12 protein-coding genes are annotated in these 12,702 nt (G+C 64.3%); 10 read left to right on the top strand and 2 right to left on the bottom strand.

Annotated features, from left to right (window positions below):
* The first annotated feature begins 39 nt into the window (after positions 1-39).
* The 8 genes from FJ414_RS00125 to FJ414_RS00090 all read left to right on the top strand — a co-directional run bounded on the left by FJ414_RS00125 (position 40) and on the right by FJ414_RS00090 (position 7,335).
* Positions 40-954 (top strand): sugar phosphate isomerase/epimerase, encoded by a 915-nt coding sequence (locus FJ414_RS00125; RefSeq protein WP_140640047.1) that lies wholly within the window; start codon positions 40-42, stop codon positions 952-954.
* Positions 955-1,014: 60 nt separating this feature from the next.
* Positions 1,015-1,959, top strand: coding sequence for a substrate-binding domain-containing protein (locus FJ414_RS00120; protein ID WP_140640045.1), 945 nt, complete (start codon positions 1,015-1,017; stop codon positions 1,957-1,959).
* A gap of 60 nt (positions 1,960-2,019) precedes the next feature.
* Positions 2,020-3,024, top strand: a complete 1,005-nt coding sequence (locus FJ414_RS00115; protein ID WP_140640043.1) for an ABC transporter permease — start codon at positions 2,020-2,022, stop codon at positions 3,022-3,024.
* A gap of 2 nt (positions 3,025-3,026) precedes the next feature.
* Positions 3,027-3,803: an ATP-binding cassette domain-containing protein gene (locus tag FJ414_RS00110; RefSeq protein ID WP_140640041.1), complete on the top strand. Its 777-nt coding sequence runs from the start codon at positions 3,027-3,029 to the stop codon at positions 3,801-3,803.
* 4 nt (positions 3,804-3,807) lie between these two features.
* A complete protein-coding gene (locus tag FJ414_RS00105) occupies positions 3,808-4,989 on the top strand; it encodes an aldose 1-epimerase family protein (protein WP_140640039.1) in 1,182 nt (393 codons plus the stop codon).
* Between the two features lie 67 nt (positions 4,990-5,056).
* Positions 5,057-6,142, top strand: a complete 1,086-nt coding sequence (locus tag FJ414_RS00100) for a fatty acid desaturase family protein (RefSeq protein ID WP_140640806.1) — start codon at positions 5,057-5,059, stop codon at positions 6,140-6,142.
* Between the two features lie 45 nt (positions 6,143-6,187).
* Positions 6,188-6,502 carry a MocE family 2Fe-2S type ferredoxin gene (locus FJ414_RS00095; protein WP_140640037.1) on the top strand — a complete coding sequence of 105 codons (315 nt, stop codon included), beginning with the start codon at positions 6,188-6,190 and terminating at the stop codon, positions 6,500-6,502.
* A 29-nt stretch (positions 6,503-6,531) separates the two neighbouring features.
* Positions 6,532-7,335, top strand: coding sequence for a 3-methyl-2-oxobutanoate hydroxymethyltransferase (locus FJ414_RS00090; protein ID WP_140640035.1), 804 nt, complete (start codon positions 6,532-6,534; stop codon positions 7,333-7,335).
* Positions 7,336-7,348: 13 nt separating this feature from the next.
* On the opposite strand, the gene hutH is transcribed toward FJ414_RS00090, so the two are convergent.
* Together hutH and FJ414_RS00080 are read right to left on the bottom strand one after the other, a co-directional pair.
* Positions 7,349-8,845, bottom strand: a complete 1,497-nt coding sequence (gene hutH, locus FJ414_RS00085; protein ID WP_140640033.1) for a histidine ammonia-lyase — start codon at positions 8,843-8,845, stop codon at positions 7,349-7,351.
* Positions 8,842-9,843, bottom strand: a complete 1,002-nt coding sequence (locus FJ414_RS00080; protein ID WP_140640032.1) for an ornithine cyclodeaminase family protein — start codon at positions 9,841-9,843, stop codon at positions 8,842-8,844. The genes hutH and FJ414_RS00080 overlap by 4 nt, the downstream gene beginning before the upstream one ends.
* 111 nt (positions 9,844-9,954) lie before the next feature.
* Here FJ414_RS00080 and FJ414_RS00075 point away from each other — a divergent pair, with 111 nt between their 5' ends.
* Positions 9,955-11,397 carry an MFS transporter gene (locus tag FJ414_RS00075; RefSeq protein ID WP_140640804.1) on the top strand — a complete coding sequence of 481 codons (1,443 nt, stop codon included), beginning with the start codon at positions 9,955-9,957 and terminating at the stop codon, positions 11,395-11,397.
* Between the two features lie 281 nt (positions 11,398-11,678).
* Positions 11,679-12,665: an ABC transporter permease gene (locus FJ414_RS00070; protein ID WP_140640030.1), complete on the top strand. Its 987-nt coding sequence runs from the start codon at positions 11,679-11,681 to the stop codon at positions 12,663-12,665.
* The last annotated feature ends 37 nt before the right edge of the window (positions 12,666-12,702 follow it).

Below are 12,702 nucleotides of genomic sequence, written 5' to 3'. Positions count from 1 at the left end.
ACTGGCAACTGAATCGCTTACAGGGAGGAATTCAAGATCATGATGCAGGCAGGCATTTTCACGGGCTATTTCCCGTACGGCCTCGAAGAGACGGCGCAAAGGATCCGCGGCCTCGGTTTCAACACGGTGCAGCTCGATCTCCATTTCAAGGATGTCGACCTGTCGGCCGGCCAGATCACCAAGGACAAGGCGAAGAAGGTGCGCGACACCTTCCGCGACCATAACCTGCCGGTCTGCTGCGTGTCGGGCTATACCAACATCATCCACCCGGACAAGGCGGAGCGCGAGAAGCGCGTCGGCTATCTCAAGGAGATCATCCGCAATGCGCGCCATTTCGGCTCGCCTTACGTGATCTCGGAGACCGGCACCTACAACACCGAGTCCGACTGGGTGCATCACCCGAAGAACAAGACCGAGGAAGGTTTCGAGGAATGCCGCAAGGTGATCGCCGACCTTGCACAGACGGCTTACGACCACGGCGCGGTGTTCCTGCTCGAAACCTATGTCAACAATGTCGTCGGCTCGGTCGAGGAGACGGTGAAGATGTTCGCGCAGGTCGACCATCCCGGCCTTGGCCTGCTGATGGACCCAACCAACTATTTCGAGACTCACAACATCGACCGGATGGACCAGATACTCAACCAGGTCTTCGACACGCTGACCGACAAGATCAGAATAGCCCACGCCAAAGACGTGAAGCGCTCGGGCGACGACAAGTCCGAGAAGCATGCCGATATCGGCGACGCCGACGCGATGGAAAGCCACACCTTCCGCGGTGTCGGCGAAATCGAACTGCCGGCGCCGGGCCTCGGCTCGCTGAACTACGACCTCTATCTTCAGCGGCTCGCCGAAAAGCATCCGAACATCCCGATGATCATCGAGCATCTGTCGGAAGACGACGTGCCGCGCGCCAAGAAATTCCTCGACGGGAAGCTGCGCGCCAGCGGTCTGTGAGATCGCAGGCGCCGCCCATTCCGGAGCGGCGCCTGCATTTGCAAGATAGGAGGAAACGAGATGTTGAAGTTTGGATTGAAGCTGGTCGCTGCGGCGACGGTGCTTGCCGGCGTCGCGTTCGGCTCGGCCGCGCAAGCGCAGGACGGCCAGAAGACGTTCTATCTCTTGTCACATGGCGGCCCGTCGGACGCGTTCTGGATCGACTGGAATGCCGGCGCGACCAAGGCCTGCGACCAGCTCAAGGTGACCTGCAAGATCTCCTTCAGCGGCGGCGACATGGCGGCCCAGAAAGAGGCTTTCAACTCGGCGCTGGCCGCCAAGCCGGACGGCATCGCCACGACGTCAGCGCAGCCCGGACTGTGGACCGAGGAAGTGAAGGCCGCCAAGGCTGCCGGCATACCGATCGTGTTCTTCAACACGGACGATCCGGCGACCGGCCGCCAGGCCTATGTCGGCGCCGACCTCAAGGAAGCCGGCGCCATCTGGGCGAAATATCTCGTCGACCGCAAAATGGTGAAGCAGGGCGACAAGGTGTTCCTGCCGGTCGAGGTTCCGGGCGCCAGCTACCAGCAGCTCGAGACGGAAGGCATCGCCAGCGTCTTCGATCCGCTCGGCATCAGGTATGACGTGGTCGACTGCGGCACCGATCCGGCCGGCATCATCGCCAAGATGACCGACTACATGGTCGCCAATAATCCGCCGGCGATCATCGCGCTGGGCGATTCCGTGGCGGCCAGCGTCAAGCGGGTGTTCGACGGCGCCGGCATTCCGGCCGGCAAGATCCCGGTGGTCGGCTGGGGCAATTCCAAGGAGACGGCGCAGGCGGTGAAGGACGGCTTCGTCAACGCCGCCGCCTGGCAGTATCCCTCGGCGCAAGGCTTCATGCCTGTCGCGCTGCTCGGGCTTGCGGCTTCGGGCGAGCCGATCGGCTACGACATCCACACCTTCGGCCTCTACGACGCCTCCAGCGTCGAGCCGATCCTGAAGCTCTACGACAAGAAGTGAGGAACTGGCGCCCGCCGCGTGAGCGGCGGGCGCCACGCAGCAAGCATGGTTCAACAGGTCATGGCAGTCACCGCGGAAGACGGCGCACGAGGGGCAAGGAGCAGGTCGAGGCTGATGCGCTCGCCGCAATTCTCGTCTTTCGTCATTCTCATCATGCTTCTCGTGGTGTTCGGCGTCGCCGACAGCAATTTCCTGTCGCCGCTCAACATCTCCAATATGATGGCGTTCCTGCCGGAGCTCGGCATCATCGCGCTCGGCATGACGCTGCTTCTGACTGCCGGCGAATTCGACCTGTCGGTCGGCGCGGTGTTCGGCCTGGCGCCGGTGGTGGTGATGCTGCTGGTGCAGAACGCCGGCGTCGATATCGGCGTGGCGCTGCTGGCGGGGCTTTTGCTGTGCATCGTCATCGGCGCGATCAACGGCGTGATCGTCACCAAGATCGGCATCTCGTCCTTCCTGGTGACGCTGTCGATGCTTTTGATCGTGCGGGGCGCGGCGCTCTACATCACGCAGGGCTTTCCGCTGAAGTCGTGGGACCAGCCGGGTTTTTTCGTCACGCTGCTCGCCGGCAGCTTCAATGTCGGTTCGTTCCGCTTCTACACCTCGCTGTGGTGGTTCGTCGGCCTGTCGCTGCTTGCGGTCTACATCCTGCGCTACGCCAAGCTCGGCAACTGGATCAGCGCCATCGGCTCCAACCGCAACGCGGCGGTGGCGCGCGGCGTGCCGGCCGACGCGGTCAAGATCTGGCTGTTCGTCCTGACCTCGGTGCTTGCCGGGCTCGCCGGCATGATCAGCGCCTTCCGCATTTCGGCGGCCTCGCCGGTGGCGGGAACCGGCTACGAGCTCGAAGTGATCGCCATGGTGGTGGTCGGCGGCACGGCGCTGACCGGCGGCCGCGGCACCATCCTCGGCACCATCGTCGGCGCGCTGATGCTGCGCGCGATCCGCAACGGCATCGTGCTCGTCGGCGTGCCCGGGCTCGCCTACAACATCTTCGTCGGCGTCATCATCCTCGCCATGCTCATCCTGCACGCACTGCTGCAGAAAAACGCCGCAAGGAGCTGATGATGATGCAGGAAGTGCTCCGGCTGCAGAATCTGCAAAAATCCTTCGGCAGCGTGCGCGCGCTGAAGAATGCCTCGCTGACGCTCAAGGAAGGCGAAGTGGTGGCGCTGCTTGGCGACAACGGCGCCGGCAAATCGACGCTGATCAAGGCGATCTCGGGCGTCTTCCCGATCGATCGCGGCGACATCTATGTGCGCGGCGAGAAGGTCTCGATCCGCTCGACGCGCGAGGCGATGGACCTCGGCATCGAGACCATCCACCAGGACACATCGCTTGCGCCGGACCTCAGCATCGCGCGCAACCTGTTCCTCGGCCGCGAGCCGGTCAATCTCAAATGGCTGGGCGTCTTCGCGCCGCTCGACCTCGCCAAGCTGCGCAATGCTGCTTCAGCGCTGCTGAAGCGCGTCGGCATCTCGAAGAAGCTCGACGCCGACGCGTTGGTCTCGACGCTTTCCGGCGGCGAGCGGCAGTCGATCGCGATCTCGCGCGCCATGCAGTTCGCCGCCAAGGTGATCATCCTCGACGAGCCGACCAACAATCTCGGCGTCGAGGAAACGCATGGCGTGCTGCGCTTCGTCAAGGAGATGCGCGAGGCCGGGCATTCGGTGCTCTTGATCACCCACAACATCCACCATGTGTTCGAGGTCGCCGACCGCATCATCGTCATGCGCCGCGGCGAGATCGTCGCCGAACAGACGGTCGCCGACACCGATCTTTTGACGGTGGAAAGCCTGATAACCGGCGCCGACCTGTCGGCCCTGATGAAAAGGGCGCAGTGACGGCATGGTGAAGCTCTACGGACAAACGCTTTCGCGCCGGCAGGTCGCCGAACGCTCCGGCATGCTGTCGCAATTCGCCGGGGTGCGGCTGATGACGCTTGGCGACGGCGTCGAGCGCGGCATCCGCATGCTCGAGTTCCGCACCGGCTCGGGCCTGCGCTTCACGGCGTTGGTCGACCGCGCGCTCGACATCGCCGATTGCGAGTACAAGGGCCAAGCGATCGGCTGGCATTCGCCGAGCGGGTTTCGCAACCCAGGCCTGCACGATTATGAAGGCGAGGACGGCTTTGCCTGGGGACGGTCCTTCTCCGGCCTGCTGGTCACCTGCGGCCTCGACCACATTCTCGGCCGCAACGAGGTGCCGGCCGAAAACTACAACTATCCTGGACGCAAGACCGTGACGCATTCGCTGCATGGGCGCGTCGGCACCATTCCGGCGCGGCTCACCGGCTATGGCGAGGCCTGGGACGGCGACCGCTGCGTGCTGTGGGCGGAAGGCATCGTCCAGCAGGCCAGCGTGTTCGGCGAGGATCTGCACCTCATCCGCCGCATCGAGGCCGATGTCGGCGGCAACGAGATCCGGCTCTCGGACCGTGTCGTCAATCACGGCTTCCACCGCACGCCGCATATGTATTTCTACCATGTCAATGTCGGGCATCCGCTGCTCGACAAAGGCTCGCGCTATTTGGCGCCGATCCGCGACGTCGTCTGGGCCGCGCATGCCGGCGAGCGCTACGAAGCGCAGGAGGTCGGCTACCGCACCATGCCTGAGCCACAGCTCGGCTTCAGCGAGCAGGTCTGGCAGCATGAGCTGGGCGCCGACGCCACGGGCGAGGTGCCGGTGGCTGTCGTCAACGACCGCCTCGGCCTCGGCTTCGAGGTCGTCACCCGCAAGGACCAATTGCCTTGCTGTTATGAATGGCAGAATTTCCAGGCCGGGCAGTATGCGCTTGGCATCGAGCCGTCGACGCACCATGTGCTCGGCAATCTTGCCGCGCGCGAGCGTGGCGAGATGATCTGGCTGGAGCACGACGAGACCCGCGCCTATGACGCGGTGTTTCGCGTCCTCGACGGCAAGGAGGCGATTGCTGGTGCTGAACGCAGGATCGCTGCCATCGCCCGCCAGCCCGAGCAGGATTATCCTCAGCCCTCCGGCAAGTTTCCAAGACTGGCGGGCAGGACATGAGCGCGACAAATATCCATAGCAAGCCCTCCGGCCGGCGGACCGGATTTGATTGGAGGCCGATTTGACCATGGCGAAAAAGCGCGACTACAGCCTTGTCGGCGAAAGCACACGTACGGCGATCGAGACCGGACTTGCCTCGGCCGAGTGGTATCACACCGACGTGGCGCGCAAGACCATGAAGGAATTGATGCAGCGCTCCGACGGGCCGGCGATCCGCGACACCATCATCTGGATCGCCGCGATCCTGGGCTCGGCCGCCGGCATCGTCTGGTTCTGGGCCACCTGGTGGGTCGTGCCGTTCCTGTTCGTCTATGGCGTGCTCTATGGCTCTTCGAGCGACTCGCGCTGGCACGAATGCGGCCACGGCACTGCCTTCCGCACGCGCTGGATGAACGACGTCGTCTATCACATCGCCTCGTTCATGCTGATGCGCAATCCGGTGCAGTGGCGCTGGAGCCATGCGCGCCATCACACCGACACCATCATCGTCGGCCGTGACGCCGAGATCGCGGTGATGCGGCCGCCGGATCTCATCAAGGCGGCTTTGGCCTTCACCGGAATCCTCGATTTCCGCTATTCGCTGCCGACGCTGGTGCGCCAGGCCTTCGGCACATTGTCGGACGACGAGAAGAGCTATGTCCCGGAGATGGAGCAGCACAAGGCGGTGACCGCGGCGCGCTGGCATATGGCGGTCTATGTTGCGACGATCGCTGCCGCGATCGCGCTTAAGTCGTGGATACCGCTGGTGCTGATCGGCCTGCCGCGCCTCTACGGCACCTGGCACATGGTGACGACCGGTCTATTGCAGCACATCGGGTTGGCCGACAACGTCACCGATCATCGGCTGAACACCCGCACCGTCTATATGAACCCGATCAGCCGGTTCATCTACTGGAACATGAACTACCATGTGGAGCACCACATGTTTCCGATGGTGCCCTATCACGCGCTGCCGAAACTGCATGAGCTGATCAAGCACGATCTGCCGGTGCCGAACCCGTCGATGTGGCACGCCTATCGCGAGGTCTGGCCGGTGCTGCTCAGGCAGCTGAAATACGAGAACTATTATCTCAAGCGCGAATTGCCGCCGACGGCCAAGCCCTATCGCGGCGAATTTCATGATCTCGACATAACGGCCGCGGCCGCCGAATAGGCGGCGCGCAGCAATCCAGAGAAAGACGATGGCCGGAGAGGGACGATGGCGGAGTGGGTCGAAGCATGCGCGGTGGACGATGTGGACGAGGAGGATGTGATCCGCTTCGACCATGGCGGCCGTACCTTCGCGATCTACCGCTCGCCGGATAATGATTTCTTCGCGACCGATGGGTTCTGCACGCATGAAAAGGCCCATCTGGCAGACGGGCTGGTGATGGACGACATCATCGAATGCCCCAAGCACAATGGCCGCTTCAACTACAAGACCGGCCAGGCCAAGGGCGCGCCGGTCTGCGTCGACCTCAAGACCTATCGGGTCAAGGTCGAGGCCGGTAAGGTGATGATCGATATCGGCTGAAAGCCGTCAGACAAAAACAGGATGTACCGATGAGCCGAAAGAGACCGACCGTTGCCGATCTGCGCGCCATGAAGGGCAAGCGGCAGCTTACTATGCTACGCGTGCTGACGCTGGAGGAAGCCGAGGCCGCCGAACGGGCAGGGGTAGACATCGTCTCGGTGCCGCCGGAACTGGTGCTCAATCCGCAATATCGCGATGCCGCGCCCAGCCTCTTCACCATGCCGGGCGACAATTTTTTCGAGATCGGCACCACCGACGATTTCGTGCGCTGGTCATTCCGGCTCTACAAGGCCGGCGCCGACGCCGTCTATTGCAGCGCCGGCTACGCCACGATCAAGCGCATGGCCGACGATGACATCCCCGTCATTGGTCATGTCGGGCTGATCCCGTCGCGCGCCACCTGGACTGGCGGCTTCAAGGCGGTCGGCAAGACCGCAGATACGGCCATGCAGGTGTTCGAGGCGGTCAAGCAGCTGGAGGCCGCCGGCGCCATCGGCGCCGAGATCGAAGTGGTGCCGGTGGAGGTGGCGAAAGCGATCTCCGAGCGCACTTCGCTGATCATGCTGTCGATGGGCGCGGGTACGGGCTGCGATGCGCAATATCTGTTCGCCGAGGATATTCTCGGCACCAATCGCGGCCACATGCCGCGCCACTCGAAAGTCTACCGCAACTTCGCCGCCGAATACGATCGGCTGCAGGCGGAACGTATCGCGGCGTTTTCGGAATATGTCGCCGACGTCAACAGCGGCGCCTATCCGGAAGACAGGCATATCGTGCACATGGACCCGGACGAGCTCACCCTCTTCATGAAGAAGGTGGACGCAAAGTCCTGATCCGCCGCGAGCTTCAGCCTGCAGCTGGTAAACCTTGCCAGATTCCGCTGGCGAGGACGGCATAGAGCGCCTCGGAATCAATGCCGAGCGGCCTGTCTTCGTTGAGCGTGGCCACATGCGAACGTACGGCCGCGTGGATTGCGCCCGTGGCCGGCGCGAGCGTTATGCCCTCGCGCAAATCGACGGCCTGCGCCGCCGCCATCAGCTCGAAGGTAATCAACCGCCGCCACAGCACGGTCATCTCGGCGCATTTGGCGACAGCGAGCGGCGTCTGCGTCGCGTGATCCTCGACGCCTTCGGACACCGGCAGGAAATCGAGCATTACCGGATTGGCCTTGTGACGGATCGCGGCCAGGATAGCCGTCACCGTTTTCTGCAGCGGGACGAAGCCCGCCGAGGCGCCGCCGATCGGCGAGAGGTATTTCGGCAGGCCGTGGCGGGTCGAGCCGGTGAGCTGGATGAAGCGCGCGGCTGACGCCGCCGCGCATTGCGCGATCGCCAGGCCAAGCGTCTCGAAGGCGAGCGCCAGCGACGCGGTGTGGAAGTTGCCGGTCGACATGACCAGCTCATCCTCGGCAAGCACCAGCGGATTGTCGGCGGCGGCGTTGAGCTCGATCTCGACCGCCAGCCGCGCATGGTCGATCGCCTGGATCAGCGCGCCATGGATCGAGGGCATGCAGCGGATCGACAGCGGATCCTGGATCGTGGTCGGCGCCGGCGCTTCATCGCGCGCCAGCAGGTCGCGCAGCGCCTTCGCCGCAAGCTGCTGGCAGGCGCCAGGGCGTGCCTGGTGCTGGCGCGGGTCGAGGATGGTGCGGTTGGCGCCAATACCTTCCATCGTCAGCGCGCCGGCCTGCTGTTGCTGTTCGAGCGCCGACAGCGCATCGGTCAGCGCCAGCGCCCCGGTGCCGGCCGAAACCGCCGAGGCGTTGATCAGGGAGAGGCCGTCCTTCGGCGAGAACGTGACGGGCGCAAGCCGGGCCATCATCAGCGCCTTGGCGGCAGGCATGCGGCGGCCCTGGTATTCCGCTTCGCCTTCGCCGATCAGCACCCTGGCGATCGCCGTCATCAGCAGGAGGTCGCCGGCGCCGATCGAGCCAAGCGATGGCATCACCGGATGCACGCCGGCATTGAGCGCCTCGACCAGCGCCGTGAACACGCGCGGCGACAGACCCGAACCGCCGGAAGCGAGCATCGCAAGGCGGGCGAACATCGCCGCCCGCACCGCCGGCACGGGCAGGGCCTCGCCGACGGCGGCGCTGCGGCCTTCGATCAACTGGCGCTGGAAGGCGCTCGCGTCGCCTTCGACCGCGGTGACGAGGTTGGCGCCGAGGCCTCTGTTCAACCCGTAGATCTGCTGGCCACCGGCCGCGGCGGCATCGAGGACCTGGCGTGCCTTGGCGAGCTTTTCGAGGACGGCAGGCGTGACCTCGACCTTGCAGGCATTGCGCGCGGCGGCAACCACATCCTCGATGCTGACGCCGGCGCCGGTGAGAACGAGCGGGCTCATGCGAAGCGCAGCCGCTGGCCGATGCCTTTTTCGCCGGCCTTGGCGAGCATGGCCTTGCCGAGCGCAATGTCGGAGAGCGAGAGGCCGCGATGCCAGAATAGGATCGTCTCGCCATCGCTTTGCCGACCTGGCTTCAGGCCGGCCGCGATCTGGCCCAGTTCGGCGTGGAGCGTCGCCTCGCTCAGCCGTCCCGTCTCGACATGGGCGCGCAGCGAGCCGAACTTGCCGCCCTTGCACTGCCCCCAGTCGTCGACGACGATCTTTTGCATGATGTCGGTGAGCGACAGTTCGACGGCGCTCATCGTGCCGTAGGGCACGACCAGCGCGCCCCGCTTGATCCACTCGGTCTTGAGCAGCGGCTGCGGCTCCGGCAGCCGCGAGGCCTCGACCACGATATCCGCGCCTTCGACGCAGCTTTTCCAGTCAGCCACGGCCAGGACCGGCTTGCCGAGGTCGGCGGCCAGCTTCGCGGCGAAGGCGTCGCGGCTTTCCGGCCGGCGCGAGTGGACACGGATCTCGTCGAAGTCGAAGAGATGATCGAGCAGGCGCACATTCCAATAGGCGGTGCCGCGCGCGCCGATATGGCCGAGCACCTTGGACGACTTCTTCGCCAGATGCCTGGCGCCGATGGCGGTAACGGCGCCGGTGCGCATGTCGGTGATGACGGTGGCGTCGAGGATGGCGCGCGGCGTGCCGGTGCGCGGGTCGAAAAGGTTGAGAATGCCGAATTCCGACGGCAGGCCGTGCTTGTAGTTGTCGACATAGTCGCCGACGATCTTCACGCCGGCGGCGTCGAGCGGCGCCACATAGCCGCGCAGCACGTTGAAGTGGCCGTGGAAGGACGGGTCGGGCTCGAGATGGACGCGCGGCTCGATCACAGTCCGGCCGTTGCCCTGCGCGACGAGCCCGGCTTCCACGGCGCCGATGATCTCGGCGTCGGTCATTGCAAGCGCTTCGATGTCGAGAGCATTGAGGTAGTCGATATAGATGGGCTTCATGCGTTTTCCTCGGCCACCCCGGGCTCATCCATAACAGGCGAAACGGCGACACGGAAGTTTGTTGGATAAGCTCTGGACTGGATCATGCTTATGCTGTTCAACCAGCGCGTCATGACCAGCATCCCCGACAACGAAGACGTGTCCCGGCCGATGGATTCCGCAAGGCAGTCGCGGCGCGTCGCGCTGATCGTGGCGGTCGCCTTCTTCATGCAGCTGCTGGATTCGACGATTATCTCGACCTCGCTGCCGCAGATGGGGCAGTCCTTCGGCGTGCCGGCGGTGGCGATGAGCATCGGTATCACTGCCTATATGCTGACCATGGCGGTGTTCGTGCCGCTGTCGGCGTGGCTTGCCGACCGGTTCGGCGCGCGCAACATCTTCCTCGTGGCGATCGCGCTGTTCACGCTGGCCTCGATCGCCTGCGGCTTTTCGCGGAGCCTGACGGAGTTCGTCGCGGCCCGCATCGTGCAGGGCCTTGGCAGCGCGCTGATGACACCGGTGGGCCGTATCCTGGTGCTGCGCAACGCCGAAAAGTCGGAGTTGCTCAACGCCACGGCGCTGATCACCTGGCCCGCGCTGTTCGCGCCGGTGGTCGGTCCGGTGCTCGGCGGCTTCATCACCACCTATCTCTCCTGGCATTGGAACTTCTTCATCAACGCTCCGCTGGGGCTGGCCGGACTTGCGCTGGTCGCCCGGTTCGTGCCGGGCGATCGCGTATCCGAGGCGAAGCCGTTCGATTGGCCGGGCTTTTTCTTCACCTCGCTCGGCCTTGCGGTGATGCTTTACGGGCTTGAACGCCTGGCGCATCCCGAGGAAGGCTTGCTGCCGACGATAGGCTCCGTCGGCATTGGCATAGTGATCGGCGGGTTCGCCGTTCGCCACCTCTTGCAGGCCCGGCATCCGCTGCTCGACCTTTCGGCCTTCAAGATACTGACCTTCGCGATCTCGACGCTTGCCGCCGGTACGGTCTTCCGTGTCGCGATCAACGCCACGCCTTTCCTGCTGCCGCTGCTGTTCCAGGTCGGCTTCGGGCTGCGTCCAGTCGATGCCGGTCTGTTGGTGCTGGCCTATTTCCTCGGCAATCTCGGCATGAAGACCGTGACCACACCGACGCTGAGGCGCTTCGGCTTCCGCACCGTGATGGTGGTGAACGGAGCGATCGCATCGCTGGCGATCATGGCTTGCGGCGCGATCTCGCCGCAGACGCCGCTGGCGCTGACCGTCGCGCTGATGCTGGTTGCTGGTCTCACGCGCTCGATGCAATTCACCGCTTTGAACACGCTTGCCTTCGCCGATATCGGCGCGCCGCAGCGAAGCTCGGCCGCGACGCTCTCCAGCATGCTGCAGCAGATAGCGATGCTGTTCGGCGTGGCGATCGCGGCGGCGATCCTCAATTTGTCGCAGATCGTCAGGGGCGAAGCCGTGCCCGACCTTGCCGACTTCAGAATCACCTTTGTTTCGATCGGCCTGCTCGGTCTCGCCGCGGCGATGCGCTTCCTGGTCCTGCCGGCCAATGCCGGGGCTGAGGTTTCTGGCCATTCGACGAACAATTGAGGTCGCGCCGGTCGCACTTTTCGGACTTAAATTGCGTCGGCTCCGCCGCCGTCGAACGGGCTCTTCCGCCGACCGGGCGATCGGGGCCAACGGATTGCCAAAAGCTCAGGAGTTTCCGGCTATTGCGCCAGACTCGGCAATCGATGCGTCCACTTGGAAAATAGTCGGAGAGGCGCGGGTCTTGAACGCGGATTCATTTGACGAGCCACTGTTGAGCCGATTAGCTTTCGGGCGGGATGGGAGCCGACACGGCCTTGCCATCGGGGCGAAAGACATAGGCGATGAATGCGATCGGCTGGCCGAACTGGAGGCGCCTTAATCAAGAAGGCATCGTCTTTGCCATAGCCATCCTGCTGTTCGCCGCCGCTGCGCTGGGCCTGCCGGGATTCCTGACAGCTGACAATCTGGTGGCCATCGTTCGCTCGGTCTCTGTGCTTGGCATTCTGGCGCTCGGCATGGCGGTCGTCATCATCGGCCGCGGCATCGACCTGTCGGCGGTGGCGATCATGGCGATGTCGGTCGCCTGGTACCTGCAATTGCTCAACACCGGCACCTCGGACGGGCTCGCCTTCGTCTATGTGCTGGCGGGCGTGCTCGCCATCGGCCTGCTCAACGGCTTTCTCGTCGCCTATGCCGACGTCCCGGCTATATTCGTCACTTTGGCCACCGGCTCCTTCGTGTTCGGCTATGTGCGCTCGCAACTGATCACCCAGGATGCCGTGCCGGTGCCCGGGGGGCACTGGGTCGAGCTGCTCGGCGGCGTCCGCTTCCTCGATATTCCGGTCGAGGTGTTCGTCTTCGCCGGGCTGGCCTTCCTGGTCTTCCTGTTCCTGCGCTACACCAAATGGGGCCGCTTCATCTATTTCGCAGGCGACAATCCGGTCGCCGCCCGCAACATCGGCGTCCCGGTGCGGCCCATGCTGGTGCTGCGCTATGTGCTGTCGGCTTTCGTGGCCCTGATCGCCGGCCTGCTGACGGCGGCCAGCCTGCATTCGATCAACACCCGCATCGTCAATTCGACGCTGCTCTACGACATCGTGCTGGTTGCGGTGATCGGCGGCATCGGCCTTTCGGGCGGCAGGGGCGGGGTGCGCAACGTGCTGGTGGGAGCGGCGCTGATCGGCATCCTGCTCAACGCCATGACCATCATCGACATTCCGCTGCTCTACCAGAACCTGATCAAGGCGGCGATCCTGTTAGGGGCCATCATCGTCGACGGCATCATCAATCCGCGCGACGAACAGACGGCGCAACAAGGCGACATTTAGAGCAGATGGGCTAGCCCCATCTTGCTCTCGGGGTACC

Origin of the sequence: Mesorhizobium sp. B3-1-6 (assembly GCF_006439555.1) — a bacterium.
GTDB lineage: Bacteria > Pseudomonadota > Alphaproteobacteria > Rhizobiales > Rhizobiaceae > Mesorhizobium.
This window is presented reverse-complemented; position numbering and strand designations above follow the sequence as displayed.